Raw genomic sequence first — 15,252 nt, 5'->3', positions numbered from 1 at the left:
ATCAGGCGCTTTCAGCGCTTTCAACTTCCGGTTCAGCGACAGGTTCTTCGGCGGCCGCCTGCGGGCCCTTGGCCTCGACTGCGGGCACCAAATCATCATCCATCGCCAAACGGCGTAATTCTTCAAATTCTTTCAAGGTCGGCAGTTCCTTCAGGTCTTTCAGGCCAAACTGAATCAGGAACTCCGGCGTTGTCTTATACAGCACCGGTTTGCCAACTACGTCCTTGCGGCCGGCCGTCGTGATCAATTTGCGATCGAGCAACGGCTTCAACGATCCGACACCTTGGGTGCCGCGAATCTGCGCAATCTCTGGCGCCGTCACCGGCTGCTTATAGGCCACAATGCAAAGCGTCTCCACCGCGGCGGCCGAGAGCTTCAACGGCTGCTTCTGGCTCTGAAAAAACTGGCGCAGCGCTTCGTCGAATTCCGGCTTGGTTCCAAAGTAGTAGCCACCGGCCTTCGCGTGAATCTGAAAGCCATGCTCCGGGCCCTCATAGTATTGGACGAGTTCGCCAATCAGCTTCTCGATCAACTCCGGCTCCCGGCCCAATCCTTTGGCAATGTCGGTAGCCGTCATCGGCTCCTCGGTCACATAAAGGATCGCCGCGATCATCGGCTTGAGCTGGTCCTCTTCGGTGAGAGTCTGCTTTTCTTCGACAAACTGGTTGACGTCTAACGCCACTTCTTCCAGTTGCGGCGATTCCACGACGGTATTCTGTTCTTCCATCTCTTCTTCGTCTTGTTCTTACTTGTATTCTTGCTCGACTGCTTCGAGGTCTGCTTCCTTCGGGAAGGCCTCGGCGAAACTCTCGCTGCGTGCCAGCACAATCTCACCAAAAATCTCGTCCTGCACCAGGTTCAGCGCCTGGCGCTTCACCATCTCGAGGATCGCGAGAAAAAGGCAGATCATCGCGCGGCGGCTCTTTTGCCGTTCGAACATTTCGCGGGCGCTGAAATGATCTCCAGTGGCCACCTGATCGAAGACATTCCGCAACTGCTGGATCATCTCCGGAACCGTGACTTCCTCACCCGTTATCTCATAAATGGGCCGGTTCTTGGCACGATCCAACACCGCCTCGAGCGTCTTGACCAGATCAAAAAGCGTCACCGCCAGACCCGGGTCCTGGTCTTCGCCCAACAGGCGGTCCACCTGCGGGTTGGTCCAGATCGCTTCCTCAATCTGACGCTTTTGTTCCAGCATCTGCGCCGCACCTTTGAAGCGCTCATGCTCGAGAAGCCGATCGACCAGTTCCTGCCGTGGATCTTCCTCCGGCATGATCTTCTCGAGTTCCGGATCCCGTGGCAGCAGCAGCTTACTCTTGATATGGATCAGAGTTGCCGCCATATATACGAATTCCGAACTCAGCTCGATATCCATGGCCATCGCCTGGTCCATATAAGAGAGGTACTGCGAAGTGATCTTGGCGATCGGGATGTCGTAGATATTGATCTGCTGTTTGCGGATCAGATCAAGCAGAAGGTCGAGCGGCCCCTCGTAATGCTGAAGTTGGATTTGAAACGAGGACACTACTTTTGGAATGTACCACGCTTGGACCTGCTCGCAGTCTCCAAAGCGGTGCGGAGCGCATCCAGCGAATAGGGCTTCGGGAGCAAGTCATCCATGCCGGCCATTCGAATTCTTTCGCGATCAATCGCCAGTACGCCAGCCGTAATGGCCAGGATCGGCACTTCGCTCCTCTTTCCTGTTCCGGCACGAATGTTGCGCGCCGCAGTCAGACCATCCATCACTGGCATCTGATAGTCCATTAATATAACGTCATAATCTCCACCCAGCGCGGCCTCCACCGCCAGTTGCCCATTTTCCACCAGCTTCGCCTCGCAACCGAGCTTATTCAGATAGTGCATCACCACTCGCTGGTTCACCGCATTATCTTCCACCACCAAAATACGTAAATTTAATGGAGCCAAGGACTTAGAAGCATTTGCTTTGGTCAGCGGACCGCGTCCCCCCAGCACGTCGAGGAGTTGGCTCTGCCGCACCGGCGGCATCAAAACGCCCGGGCTCAGCAGAAGATCCGGGTTCGTGTCAGGAGAGACTTTCTCACAATCAAAACTCTTCAGAACACGATCGAGCACACGCAGGCCGCTCACATCGGGATGGGCATCTGCGGCTACGGCCACCCGCCGCTCCAGCGGTGAAATCTCCACCGTCTTCTGCATGCCCTCCACCATCACCGTAAACCAGAACTGACTCCCTCCGCCCGGCCGGGGTTGATACCCCAGCTCCCCGCCCATCAGGCGCACCAGTTCCCGGCAGATGGCTAGGCCCAACCCGGTTCCCCCATGCTTGCGCGTCGTCGAGGCGTCGGCTTGCGTAAAACGTTGGAAGAGCCGTTCCCGGCTCTCTTCGGGAACACCGGCGCCCGTGTCGAAAACGGCAAAGCGCAAAGCTCCCTCCCCAACACGTTCCACCTCAATCCAGACCTCGCCTTCAGCCGTGAATTTCACCGCATTCCCCACCAGGTTAAAAAGGACTTGCTGGATGCGAGTCGGATCGCCTTTCACCGTCTCTGAAATCGCAGGGTCGACGTAGGCGCCGATTGAGATCCCAGCATCTTGCGCGCGCGGATAAAGATTCTGCACCACTTGCTCGGTCAGCTTCATTGGGGAGAAACGAATACTCTCCAGATCCAGCTTCCCGGCTTCAATCTTCGCCAAATCGAGAAAATCATTGATCAAGGCAAGCAGGACCTGTCCGCTCGACGAGATGGCGTCGGTAAAATCTCTCTGTGCCGGCTGGAGCGATGTGCTGCGCAGCAGATCCACCATGCCGAGAATGCCATTGAGCGGCGTACGGATTTCATGGCTCACATTCGCCAGAAACTGCGATTGCGACGCAGAGGCGGCCTCCGCCAGTCTGCGCGCCTCACGGCTCCGGAAATAGAGCCTCGCGAATGCCAGCATCCCCGCAATGAGGCTCAAGACCAGCAGAGCCAGCCAGAGGCGCTGATCTTTCACCCGGACCAGATCCTGAAACATGCCAATTTGATTGGTCGTGAATACATTCCAGCGCGCCCCAAGCTGGTACATCGTGCCATCCATGGTGAGGTCGAGCAAGGTGCTGTGCAACTCGTCGGCCAGCCAGGCATTCTCCTTGAGAGCACCAATCCCATAGCGGATCGAGAGCTCATTGAAAGACTGGGCGTAAAGAGAAGCACTGGGGCACAGCCGTTTGGAATCGAGCATCCAGCGATCCATGGCCCGCGCCTCTAGCACAGCCGCAACGGCCCGGCCATCGCAGACCGGACTGAGCACCTGATCCGCAAGCTCCATCGAGAGAACATTCACCACTGGAAAAGCACGCCGCAGCAGCGACGCATCAAAGGAGCCTCCCATGCTGGAGATGGTCTGGCCTCGTAAATCCTTCACGGTCTTCACCGGATGGTCCGCGCGGCTCACCATGACCATCATGTTTTCCCACCAGGCTTCGCTCAAACCAAAGTTCTTGAGCCGCTCTGGAGTTCTCACCATCAAGGGATAAACGTCAATCTGGTGCTCCAGTAAAGCAAGTTCAGGAGTTGCCACCATCTCGACCCATTCGACAGTGATCCCTCTCCGTCTGGCAGCTTCCTCAAATGCATCAATGGCAAAACCGGCCGGACTCCCATTCGATCGCAGACTGAAATAGGGAGGAAACTCAGAAAATCCAGCACGAATCGTGCGCGGATATCGATGCTCGTGAAACAGCAATAGCGATCCGAGCCCAAAGAGGACTATGAGTAGCGTGAGTACTAGGATTCGAGGTGAAATACCTATTCATAATAACGCTTACTCAGAAAAAATCTAAGGATATTACAGCCGTGGACCAGGGCGTTTTTGAGTTTTGTTCGGATCTACAGGAGGAGCGCCCTTAAAAACAAGGGTAACGGCCACTGTATGATTCACACGATCCACATCCGCAATACTTTTGGTCTCACCCAGATTGTCAAAGACTCCGTCTTCTCGTAATTTGTTCAAAAAGAAATCTGGATATTCAGGGTTGAATGGAGACCCCGCTTTCACACCCCACATCTTCCGTACTTCTGGTTCAGAAATCAGATCGAGACCTTTAATCTCAAGACGATCAAATTGGTACTTGCCGCCAGCGTCGATCTTGAAGTCCATATCCACCACTTTTCGCTCTTCGTTGATCGTGCGCTTCCCGGTCACTTTGGCGTCTAAGAACCCGTTCCGTTTGATCGCAGCTTCCATCTTGCGCCGGCCTTCATCCACTTCCCCCATGTTGGCCGTCACCCCTTGGCGGAAACCGCCCACGCGCAGCCAATCGTCCGTCCGTTCCGCTTCGCCCTCGACACGGATCTCTCCGAGCTTGTACTCCTCACCCTCCACAATCTTGACCTTGAGATTCAAACCAGCATTTTCCTTGGCGGGAGTTGCCGTGATCTCCGGAAAGGTCACCTTCACATGCCCGCGCGCTTCGTACATCGGCCGGATCTTGATGTCGAGAATGTCACGGAACTCGGGTTCCCGATAAACCAGTCCAACCGCAGCGGAAGCCATGAGAGGACGTAGATCGTCCAGGCTCAGGAGGCGATTGCCGCTAAAGTCGACACTGGAGATTGTCGGCAGCTCCCGCTTGGGGCGGAACATTGCCACCAGATTGCCCTGTGCGTCTGTCGCCAATTGACCGCGAACCCGGTCCACGGGATCCGTCAGCTTCAACGCCCGATTCAGCTCTTCCTCATAACGGCTGAGGACTTCCTGCGTCGCTGGAATCTTGTCCCCAAACAACGGATCGAATTTCTTCAGAATCGCTTTCACGTCCGCGATTTTGGCCGGGATCTCCTCAAAGCCGATGGGATAGAAGGTGGAAACCTCGGTGATATCCCAAGTCAACGCATAACCTTGGTCCTGCGGCTTGTAGTCATAGGCGACTTTGTCGAAATAGCCACAGGTGAGGAGTTTCTGCATCGCCGCATCCATTTGTGCGGGCTTGACAGTGGAGCCGGGAAGAATACCTGCGGCAGCAATCACCTGCTCCGCCTGGAGGATCCGATTTCCCTGCACGGCCACGGCCCGTACGGGAAACGCTTGGTCGGGCGCTTGTGCGAACAAGACCGCGCCCAGAGAAAGAAATACGACACCGAAACTGATTCGCGAATTCATTGCAACCTTATTCATTGTCATCGACGGAGCGGTTGCAATTCTCGTTCCAACAGGACTCAGGGCCCCGCCTCAGATGAAGAACAGCCACCGCGTTGCAAAAAACGCCGTTCTTCCCTCGAAGGGGGCCCTGCCGTGCGTCGCCCCTCCTGAAGAAAACGCACTTGGAATACACTCTCACAATTCACGTTCCAGTGCCACTGAATCCTGAGTTTTGACGAGCCTATTGATACACTAGATACGACCCATGTCCTACGATGTCGTGATTATCGGTAGTGGCCCTGGCGGCTACTCTGCCGCCGTGCGAGCCGGCCAATACGGTCTCAAGACCGCGATCATTGAAAAGTCTCCGAAGCTGGGTGGCACTTGCCTCCACGTGGGATGTATTCCCACCAAAGCGCTGCTCCACAGCGCCAGCGTCTGGGACTATTTTGTGCACCCGGAGGAGGAAGGAATCTCCTGCCAATCTCCGGTTCTGCACTTCCCCAACGTGATCGACCGCAAGGCCAAGATCGTCTCCAAGCACGCCAAAGGCGTCGAGTTCCTCATGAAGAAGAACAAGGTCGACGTCATTGCGGGCTACGCAAAGCTGCTCGGTGGGGGCAAGATCGAAGTCAGTCATAACGGGCAGACCCAGATCATCGAATCGAAGAATATTGTGATCGCCACTGGATCCGAGGCCCGGATGATTCCCAATGTCCAGCCCCAGTCCCCACGCATCCTCACCAACGTCGAAATCCTCGACCTGCCCAGCGTTCCCAAGTCGCTCGCCATTATCGGTGCAGGCGCGGTGGGCGTCGAGTTTGCCAGCATCTTCCGCCGCTTCGGCAGTGAAGTAACGATCTTCGAGATGCTGCCCCGCGTCGTTCCGGTCGAAGATGAAGAAGTCTCGAAAGAACTCGAGCGCTGCTTCAAGAAGATGGGCATCCGCATCGAGACCAGCGCGAAGGTCGAAAACATCGTCAACGGCCCCAATAGCGTCAAGTTCACCGCGACCCTCGCTAACGGGAGCCAGGAACAGGTAGAAGTGGAGAGCTTGCTCGTCGCCGTCGGCCGTAAGCCGAACACCGAGAGCATCGGCCTCGAAAACACCAAAGTCGAAGTCGATCGCGGCTTCCTGAAGGTGAACGGTTTCCAGCAGACTTCTGAACCCGGTGTCTATGCCATTGGCGACGTTGTCGCCGGCACCCCGCAACTGGCCCACGTCGCCACCGCCGAGGGCATGATCGCCATTGGTCACATTGCAGGCGTCGAAGTCCAGCCGATTCGCCGCAACCGCATTCCGGGCGCTACCTACACGGACCCCGGCATCGGCAGTGTCGGCCTCACCGAATCCCAGGCTAAGGCCCAGGGCTATAAGGTGAAAGTCGGCAAGTTCCCCTTTGCCGCAAATTCCAAGGCTTCCATCAGCGGGCATCATGAAGGCTTCGTCAAAGTGGTTGCCGACGACACCTATGGCGAGATTCTCGGTGTCCACATCATTGGCCATCACGGCTATGAACTGATTGCCGAAGCCGTTGCCGCCATGGAATCGGAATCCACCGTCGAGGTGATGATGAACACGATCCACGCCCATCCCACTCTCTATGAAGCAGTCGGCGAAGCATTCAACGCCGTCTACGGAATGGCGATTAATGCCTGATTTTGACGTCATCGACCTGGGACCTCTGCCTTGGGCGGAAGCCTGGTCGATCCAGCAGAGTTATGTCGAAAAGAGAAAAGCCGGTCTGGTGCCGGATACTCTTCTTTTCGTCGAACATCCGCACGTCATCACCCTCGGCCGTAATGCCAGTGAGAGCAATATCCTCGCTGGCCGCGACCAACTGGCGCGTCTGGGGATCGAGGTCCACGAAGCAAATCGAGGCGGTGATGTCACCTATCACGGCCCCGGACAGCTCGTCGGGTATCCGATCTTTGAACTCACCCGTTGGAAGAAAGATGTCCGCGCCTATGTGCAAGGCGTCGAGCAGGCGGTGATCCGCACGCTCGCTGGCTTTGGCATCGAGGCACATACGCGCACCGGCAAAGAAACCGGTGTCTACGTCCAGCAAGCGGGCCTTGCGCCTGCCAAGATTTGCGCGCTCGGCGTGCACATCAGCCGTTGGGTCACCTCCCACGGCTTTGCCCTCAACATCAACACAGATCTCCGCTACTTCCAGTACATCGTTCCCTGTGGACTTACGCTTCCCGTCACCTCGATGGAAGCGCTAGGCGTCACGGTGCAGCGTGAGGAAGTGATGCGGGTACTTTCCCGCCATCTGGCGGAGATCTTCCACCACGAATTTACCGATTCCATTGAAAACTTACAGGAGATGCTTCCATGCCTGATGTCGTAATGCCCCAGATGGGCGAGTCGATCGTTGAAGGAACCCTCACCCGCTGGCTGAAGAAGCCCGGCGATAAGGTAGAGCGCGATGAGCCGCTCTTTGAAATTTCCACCGACAAGGTCGACACTGAGATTCCTTCGCCCGCCGCCGGCATTCTCACGGAGGTCCTGGTGCAGGAAGGCGCAACCGTCGCCATCAATACTCTGGTCGCCCGCATTGGTGAGGCAGGCGGCGCAGCCGCTCCGGCTCCTGCGGCAGCAGCACCGGCTCCCCCGCCCCCAGCTCCGCCTGCTCCCGCCCCCACTCCTGCACCGGCTCCTGCTCCTGCACCGGCTCCGCCGCCCCCACCGCCTGCCGCTCCGGCGCCAGCCCCCGCCATCGAAGCGGACTCCGTAAACGGCCCCTTGTCACCGCTGGTCCGCAAGATGGCTCGCGAGTACAACATTGATCTGGCCCAGGTCCCCGGCTCTGGCGCAGGTGGCCGCATCACCAAGCAGGACATCGAATCCTACATCCAGAACCAGGCAAACAAAACTCTCGCCAGTGCAGCGGCTCCGGCAGCTCCCGCCGCCCCGTCTGCCCCCAGCGCCGCAGTTCCGCCGCCTGCGGCAGCAACTCCGTCCAAGACCCGCGTCGAGCCGATGGGCATCATGCGCAAGAAGATTGCCGAGCACATGATCAAGTCCCAGGCCATCTCCGCACATGTCACCACCGTACACAAGGTCGACATGACCAAGATCGCCAAGCTCCGCGCCAAGCATAAAGATGAGTTCCAGGCCCGCTACGGCTTCGGCCTCACCTTCCTGCCCTTCATCGCCCGCGCCGCAGTGGAGGCCTTGCGTGCCTTCCCGCTGTTGAACGCATCGATCGAAGGCGACAACATCATCTTCCACAACGAGACCAACCTCGGCATCGCAGTCGCTCTCGACGGCGGCCTCGGTCTGATCGTTCCGGTGATCAAGCACGCAGACGAACTGAACATCGTCGGCCTGCAACGCTCCATTGTCGACCTGGCCAACCGCGCCCGCGGCAAGCAGTTGAAGCCCGACGAAATCTCCGGCGGCACCTTCGCGCTCACCAACTTCGGCAGCTTCGGCAGTGTCTTTGCGACGCCTGTCATCAACCAGCCGAACGTTGCCATCCTCGGCATCGGCACCATCGAGAAGGTTCCGGTGGTGATCGACGACATGATCGCAATCCGCAGCCAGGCGCACCTCGCGCTCAGCTTCGACCATCGTCTGATCGACGGCGCGCTCGCCGACCAGTTCTGCCAGAAGATCAAGTCGATCCTCGAGAACTTCAGCGAACAGGTTCTCTAACAAGCTCCTACTTCCCTCCTAACAAAGCTGCGGTATATCGGTCCCCAAAGACGGATATACCGCAGTTTCGTTTTGCGAAGAGGCTATTGCAGCTGAGTGATCACCAGATGCGCAGAGACGCTCCGTACACCACCCGCCATCGGCGCCAGGGTCAGAGAACTAGCGTTGGAAACCGGGTTCCGCACCGTCAGAATGGCGTTGATCGTCTTGGTTTCGATCAGCGCCACACCAACCAGTTGACTCGATCCGCTCGCCCGTCCCACCACCGTGTAGGGAAGGTCCTCGCCATTGATCGTGAGCACCAACTGTCCCGGTTCACTGATGCTGACCTGAAATTGCACTTGGTAAATTCCGGCTGACGCCAGCTTGAAGCTGGAAAGTCCCGCCCGTGAAATGCTGGTCAAAGACGTTGGTCCATCCTGGGGAAAACTCACGTCGCCGCCAACCGGCACCGGGGCAGCGTTGTCTGGCGTCATCAAGGCATAAAAGTCAGCGAATGAACGAATGCCGCCCGCCTGCCCGGTTGCACCGGTGGGTCCCACAGGCCCTGGCGACCCCATCAGTCCCGGCTGGCCCGTGTATCCAATCGGTCCCTGAGGTCCAGGAGGCCCCTGCACGCCGGAAGGTCCTGCTGGCCCCGTCGGCCCAGGAATCCCAACCGCGCCTGCGGGTCCTGCCGGCCCCGGAGGTCCCACAAGACCAGGCATTGTCGAAGCGGGTCCAACAGGTCCTTGGGGTCCCTGTGGCCCTGCAGGGCCCTGGGGACCGGTTGGCCCGGTTGGACCCGCGGGGCCCTGAGCCACTTCAATCATGGATGCCTGGACAAAGTAGCCATTCATATCGATGACAAGATCGGTCGGATCCGTCGACAACACCTGGATCCGCCCCTCGGGGCTCGCGGGGACAATCGCCGCATTCCCAATGATTCCGCCAAGAGGAGCATTGAGCACAACCGTTCCCGGCCAGGGCCGGTTATCCTGCCAAGCCGCCACCCAACCCACCGTCTTGCCCACCGGTGTCACAGACACAAAGTTCATCGAGTACGCGGCCGCCGCAGGCACTCCGCAATTCGTGGCCGCCACTGCAATGATTCGTGATTCGTTCGCGATGAGAGAAGGCGGCCCAAAGTCACCCGTCTTTCCCGACCCGCCTTCCGCACGCGTATCCAGCACGCGGCAGGGCGGAATTGCAATAAAGACCAGTGCGGGCGAAGCCCCATCGGGAGGAGCAGGAATCGCCGCATTCAAAAAATCCCGGTTCTGCTTCTCCACAGACCAGTTCTCCAGCGGAATCGCATGAGAGGAACCGCGTTGCCCAAAAGCAACAGGCGTCAGAAACGCCAAAGACAAAAGGAAAGTTGCGGACATCGCCGCCCTACCTTTCAAAGTCGCAGATCCGATACAAAAAACCATTCAAGAGCCTTCCTCTTAGATCAGGAACCTTACTCGCAATCTAAGATAAATACACTATTTAACCTTATCGATTTAAGACAAGTCGTACGTAATTATACATTTCATGAATTAGAAATAAAACTCAATAAAATACAGATTTATGACCTGCTCAAATCAGGAAAGTTCTAGGAAGCTCTTGCAAGCGAGTCCTCATCTAGTTCATAATCTGAACTACTATGCCGAAACAGGAAGACTCGAAAGTCGAAGACCTTCTTCCCCTGCCTCCGCTCAGTTTCCACTTGCTGCTCTCCCTACTCGAGGGAGAGCGTCACGGCTACGCACTCAAACGCGAAATCCTCGCCCGCACGCACAAGAAGTTGAACCCTGGCCCGAGTCTCCTCTACGGCCACATCAATCGGCTCCTCGAGCAAGGTCTCATCGAAGAATCTGAGGAACGCCCAGATCCGCATCTCGACGACCAGCGCCGCCGCTACTACCGCATCACTCCACTGGGCCGGGACTGCACCCGCGCCGAAGCGCTCCGCATGCAGGAACTCGTACGGCTGGCAGGTGCGCATGTGGTTCTTTAACCAGCTCATCCGTCTCTACCCTTCAGGCTTCCGCGCTGAGTACGGAAGCGCTCTGCACCAGCAGTTCGCCGACGAATGGATGGACGCCCCTTCGGCCTTCTCACGACTCCGCCTGCTCCTCCAGAGCCTCTGGGAGTTCCTCTTACTCTGGCCGCAAATCATGGGCAGCGAGTTCCTGCAAGACACCCGCTACTGCTGGCGTACCTGGCGCAAAGCTATGGGCGTCACGCTCCTCGCGATCCTGTCGCTCTCCCTGGCCATCGGAGTCTCCACCGGAATCTTCAGCATCCTCAGCGCGACGCTCTACCGTTCTCTGCCCTTCGCCCACGCCGAAGAGCTCGTGGAACTGAACATCTTCTTCGGACCACTGTTTAAAGGGCAAACAGCCTTTGAAGCATGGGCAGGCTCTACGTCCTATCTCTCAGGAGCCACCGCGGTCAACGTTTCCAAGCTCAATCTGTCGGGGAACTCCCAATCCCTACGCATCCCCGTGGTGGAAGTATCCCCAAACTTCTTCGACCTGCTGGGAACGCCCATTTACCGGGGACGAAACTTCACCCACGAAGAAGGCGTGAGTGGAAAGGGCGATGTCGCCATTCTCTCCCATGCCTTGTTCGAACAGGCCTACGGAGGCGACCTGCGCATCCTGGGTCAGAAGATCCGGATCAATAATTTCCCGCTCACCGTCATTGGAATCGCACCCCCTAGATTCGACTACCCGGATCAAGCTGGCCTTTGGACGCCCACAGCATTCGACTGGAACAGGATCCCGAAGCAGAGCCCCGACAACATCAAGATCATCGGACGGATGAAGCCCCATCTCTCCTTCCCCACTGCGGTGCGCGCCTTCGAACTCGATGCCGCGGCCAATGGCAAACCCTTCTCCTCCGCCCCGGAGTGGAAAGCCCGTCTCGTCTCTTTGCGCGAACAGCTTGCCGGCCCAATCGCAAAATCCGTCTGGGTTCTCTTTGTCGGCATCACTTCCGTCCTCCTGATCGCCTGTGCGAATATGGCGAACCTCTTGCTCACGCGCTATGCGGCACGCCAGCGCGAGTTCCAGATTCGCAGCTCCCTCGGAGCTGGAATCGCCCGCATCAGTCAACAAATCCTGACGGAATGCATCTTGCTCTCGCTGATCTCCGGACTCCTCAGCCTCGGAATCGCCCACCTAACAGTCCAGCTCGGCTTTCTGTACTTCCCGCCGAACTTCCGCTTCCAGCACTATGAAGTCTTCGATTCCCAGGTACTCCTTTTCGCGTTCCTACTCTCCCTGCTCTCGGGTCTCGCCTTTGGCTTCACGCCAGTGCTTTTGCGACGAGGCGCTTGGGCGATGCGAGCAAATTCCATCCGCCACGCGCTCCTCGCGTTGCAGTTCGGACTCACGGTCGTTCTGCTGGCAAGTTCGCTCAGCATCGGTGAAGCGCTCATCCGGCTCCACAATACCGATCTCGGCTTGACGACCAAGAACATCAGTACGGCAACCATCTCGCTCGCCGGCACACGCTACGAGGGCAAACAGCAAAGCATCGACTACATCAGCAAGGCGCTCGCGCAAGTCCGCGCCTTCCCACAGTTCCACTCGGCAGCTGCCATCGACTACTTCCCCATCGCCACCAAAACCTTCTCTGCCGCAAACTACAAACTGCGAACGACACCACAGGAGCAGATGTTGATTACGCTGAGCGCCAGTCCGGACTTCTTTCAAACCGTTGGCACGCCCTTCCTGGCAGGCCGCGACTTTACGGCTCACGATACCCTCAACTCCGAGCCCGTCGTGATCGTCAATGAGTCCTACGCGAAGCTGGATGGTGGAGCGCGCGCGGTGCTCGGTCAAAAGCTGCGCCCGACGGACAAAGACGAGAAGCCCGCAACGATCATCGGGGTAACTCGAGACATTCAGTTTGATGGCGCTGAAGGCGGAGTCATGCCCGCGCTCTTCCGGCCCATGGCGCAAGCGCCCCCCAATTTCTTCACCATTGCCATACACCACAAAAGTGGGAATGCACCCCTTCACCAACTGGCAGCAGCCCTGCAGAGCCTTTCACCCGACGTACCCGTCTACGATGTCCTGCCGCTTGAGCAGCGAGTCCAAAGGACTCTGGCCAAACCAAATCTCTACACCATCGTGCTCGCCTTCTTTGGTGGATTTTCGCTCCTGCTCACGCTCCTCAACTGCTATAGCATCTGTGCAAATGCAATGGCACAGCGCACGCGCGAAATCGCGATTCGACTCGCTGTCGGAGCACAATCCCGGCAGGTGCGCGCCATGATCTTAGCTCAGATGCTCCCGGCAATCCTACTCGGGTTGAGTGCGGGTTTTCTGCTGATCCCTACCACCGCTACCCTGCTGACAAAGCTGATCGAAACGATCCAGCCCGCAACTTGGAACCTCCGGCTCCTTCCGCTGGCTTCGCTCTTCTGCGTCGCAATCCTGGCGATCTGGCTTAAAACTCGCCAAGTCCTCCGACTCGATCCCGCTGAGGCATTGCGCTCCGAATAAGAAAGAGCTCAGCCGACAGGATTCGTTCTGTGTTGCTCCACTCGATTCCGGAAAGTGGAAACAGCAATCCAATAAAAAGCAGGCTTCCGCCACCGCGTTCCTGCATCCGTCCCTAGCCTACGATGGGCGATTCCGAATCCAGTTCCCGGCCGTCCTGCCTGACAACGAAGCCGCCGATCCATCCAAGTCTTTGCCACTGCTTGTCGCGATCTCGGTAAGCGTCCACCCTAGGCCGTCTGTGCAAGAGGCCGAAGAGAGTGGAAGCTTGAGGGATGGGTACGGAGAGCGGAATCAATGATGTTGGGCGCGGGCTCCGGGTCGGAAAAGGTGGAATCCGTATTCAGCGGAGGCGTGCTGAGTGCCAAGTGATTGTCGAGGCGACCTTGAACGCTGAAAGATCTGTGGCAGAGGTGGCGTGACAGCACGGCGTCAATACCAACCAGATGTTTCAGTGGCAACGACTATATACGCAAGGTCTGCGCAACGATGAGGATTCACCCGTAGGTATTGCCAGTGCGAATGGCAGCGTCTCAGCCGCAGGGAGGCAGTATTGAAGTGGAGGTTGCCGGTGTTCAACTGTTCAACTTTGGATCGAAGGATCACCCGGTCTGAGTTGTTTGCGGCTGATGCTCGACAAGGTGCTGGGATAAACCTCGCGCCAACTGGTGTGCAGATTTGGATCGTGGCGGGGCGAACCGATATGCGCCGCAACTTCACCGGGCTGAGCGCAATAGTGCAACAGGCACTGAGCGGCGATCCATTCTCGGGGCAGGCCTTTGCGTTCTGCGGGCATCGTGGAGATCTGATCAAAGTAGCAAAGGAAGCAAAACTCTTCCGCCCCACAGCCTTGGGAACACTAGTCTCCTGAGTCATTGATTTCTAGCAGAAGTGTTCGGTTGATGGGCGGCAAGGGTGGTTGAAGCAAAGCGGGCGATGGACTCAAGAATTTGAGAGGCAGATTTGGTCCAGAGGAATGGTTTGGGTTGCTCGTTGTGCACGGCAATGAACTTCCGAATAGCGTCCTCTAGTTCCGAGACGCTTCGATGAGAGCCACGCTTGATTTGCCGTTGTGTCAACAACGCAAACCAGCGTTCGACTTGGTTCAACCAAGAGGCATGTGTGGGAGTAAAGTGCAGATGATACCGGGGCCTCTTTTGGAGCCACTGTCGAACCTTGGCGGTCTTGTGCGTTCCGTAGTTATCCAGCACCAGATGGACATCCAGGTCGGCAGGGGCGGCCGCATCGATTTTTTTCAAGAAATCGAGGAACTCTACAGAGCGATGACGGCGATAGCATTTGCCCAATACCCGGCCGGTGGCGATATCCAGAGCCGCAAACAGACTGGTCACTCCATGTCGTTGATAGTCGTGCGTGCGGCGCTCAAGTTGACCGCTTCGTAGCGGCAACACGGGTTGGTTCCGGCTTAGCGCCTGGATCTGACTTTTCTCATCCACGCACAGCACCAACGCATGATGCGGGGGCGACAGATAGAGCCCAATAATGTCCCGCACTTTGTCAACCAGCAACGGATCGTTCGACAACTGGAAGGTTTCGCTTCGATGTGGCTTCAGACCAAAGGCACGCCAGATGCGGCTGATGGTGGATTGACTCAGTCCTGTTCTCGTCGCCAGCATTCGGCTGGACCAATGGGTTGCTCCCTTGGGGGCCTTCTCCAGTGTGAGCCGGACGACCTGCTCAATCTTGTCGTCGCCGATTTCTCGTGGCGCCCCGGGCCGAGGCTCATCTCCCAAAGTTGAGATCCCGCCCACAATGAAACGATTACGCCAGAATCCAACAGTAAACCCAGTTGTCCTCAGCTTCGCCGCAACTGCGGCGTTACTCAATCCGCCGTCGCATTCCAGGATGATTCGTGCCCGAAACGCTGTTGCTCGGGACTTTCTTGGCTGCCGCACCAACCGTTCCAACTCTTCCCGTTGCTGCTCGGTTACCACCAACTCCTGCTTCTTGGGTCGTCCTCGCTTCGCTTCCATGCTTCAACCA

The 15,252-nt window shown here is 57.5% G+C and carries 12 protein-coding genes; 6 read left to right on the top strand and 6 right to left on the bottom strand.

Annotated features, from left to right (window positions below; all coding sequences use genetic code 11):
• Nucleotide 1 precedes the first annotated feature (1 nt).
• The 4 genes from scpB to M017_RS0122235 all read right to left on the bottom strand — a co-directional run bounded on the left by scpB (nt 2) and on the right by M017_RS0122235 (nt 5,127).
• Nucleotides 2-727 carry an SMC-Scp complex subunit ScpB gene (gene scpB / locus M017_RS28170; RefSeq protein WP_051670725.1) on the bottom strand — a complete coding sequence of 242 codons (726 nt, stop codon included), beginning with the start codon at nt 725-727 and terminating at the stop codon, nt 2-4.
• An 18-nt stretch (nt 728-745) separates the two neighbouring features.
• Nucleotides 746-1,528 carry a segregation and condensation protein A gene (locus tag M017_RS0122245; protein WP_035958771.1) on the bottom strand — a complete coding sequence of 261 codons (783 nt, stop codon included), beginning with the start codon at nt 1,526-1,528 and terminating at the stop codon, nt 746-748.
• Complete coding sequence (locus M017_RS28165; protein WP_051670723.1) at nt 1,528-3,711, bottom strand: hybrid sensor histidine kinase/response regulator; 2,184 nt, start codon at nt 3,709-3,711, stop codon at nt 1,528-1,530. The genes M017_RS0122245 and M017_RS28165 overlap by 1 nt, the downstream gene beginning before the upstream one ends.
• A gap of 102 nt (nt 3,712-3,813) precedes the next feature.
• On the bottom strand, nt 3,814-5,127 hold the full coding sequence (locus M017_RS0122235) for a POTRA domain-containing protein (RefSeq protein ID WP_162180011.1): 1,314 nt from the start codon (nt 5,125-5,127) through the stop codon (nt 3,814-3,816).
• A gap of 244 nt (nt 5,128-5,371) precedes the next feature.
• Here M017_RS0122235 and lpdA point away from each other — a divergent pair, with 244 nt between their 5' ends.
• From lpdA to sucB, 3 genes are read left to right on the top strand one after another with little or no spacing between them, the layout of a single operon-like run.
• Nucleotides 5,372-6,766, top strand: a complete 1,395-nt coding sequence (lpdA, locus tag M017_RS0122230) for a dihydrolipoyl dehydrogenase (RefSeq protein WP_031500392.1) — start codon at nt 5,372-5,374, stop codon at nt 6,764-6,766.
• Nucleotides 6,759-7,460, top strand: a complete 702-nt coding sequence (lipB, locus tag M017_RS0122225) for a lipoyl(octanoyl) transferase LipB (RefSeq protein ID WP_031500391.1) — start codon at nt 6,759-6,761, stop codon at nt 7,458-7,460. The genes lpdA and lipB overlap by 8 nt, the downstream gene beginning before the upstream one ends.
• Nucleotides 7,445-8,770 (top strand): 2-oxoglutarate dehydrogenase, E2 component, dihydrolipoamide succinyltransferase, encoded by a 1,326-nt coding sequence (gene sucB / locus M017_RS0122220; protein ID WP_031500390.1) that lies wholly within the window; start codon nt 7,445-7,447, stop codon nt 8,768-8,770. The genes lipB and sucB overlap by 16 nt, the downstream gene beginning before the upstream one ends.
• A gap of 83 nt (nt 8,771-8,853) precedes the next feature.
• Here sucB and M017_RS30460 read toward each other — a convergent pair whose 3' ends face one another.
• Nucleotides 8,854-10,137 (bottom strand): collagen-like domain-containing protein, encoded by a 1,284-nt coding sequence (locus M017_RS30460; RefSeq protein ID WP_202901708.1) that lies wholly within the window; start codon nt 10,135-10,137, stop codon nt 8,854-8,856.
• Nucleotides 10,138-10,397: 260 nt separating this feature from the next.
• Between M017_RS30460 and M017_RS0122210 the strand changes: the two genes are divergently transcribed.
• The 3 genes from M017_RS0122210 to tnpB all read left to right on the top strand — a co-directional run bounded on the left by M017_RS0122210 (nt 10,398) and on the right by tnpB (nt 14,119).
• Nucleotides 10,398-10,751, top strand: a complete 354-nt coding sequence (locus M017_RS0122210; protein WP_031500388.1) for a PadR family transcriptional regulator — start codon at nt 10,398-10,400, stop codon at nt 10,749-10,751.
• On the top strand, nt 10,738-13,251 hold the full coding sequence (locus tag M017_RS0122205; protein WP_031500387.1) for an ABC transporter permease: 2,514 nt from the start codon (nt 10,738-10,740) through the stop codon (nt 13,249-13,251). Before M017_RS0122210 ends, M017_RS0122205 begins: the two co-directional genes overlap by 14 nt.
• A gap of 667 nt (nt 13,252-13,918) precedes the next feature.
• Complete coding sequence (gene tnpB / locus M017_RS29500) at nt 13,919-14,119, top strand: IS66 family insertion sequence element accessory protein TnpB (protein WP_202901707.1); 201 nt, start codon at nt 13,919-13,921, stop codon at nt 14,117-14,119.
• 1 nt (nt 14,120) lies between these two features.
• Here the strand turns inward: tnpB and M017_RS0122190 are convergent, their stop codons facing one another.
• Nucleotides 14,121-15,242 (bottom strand): IS630 family transposase, encoded by a 1,122-nt coding sequence (locus M017_RS0122190; protein WP_051669437.1) that lies wholly within the window; start codon nt 15,240-15,242, stop codon nt 14,121-14,123.
• Nucleotides 15,243-15,252 lie beyond the last annotated feature (10 nt).

The sequence above is a fragment of the Bryobacter aggregatus MPL3 genome, from assembly GCF_000702445.1.
In the GTDB taxonomy this organism is placed as follows: Bacteria; Acidobacteriota; Terriglobia; order Bryobacterales; family Bryobacteraceae; genus Bryobacter; species Bryobacter aggregatus.
This window is presented reverse-complemented; position numbering and strand designations above follow the sequence as displayed.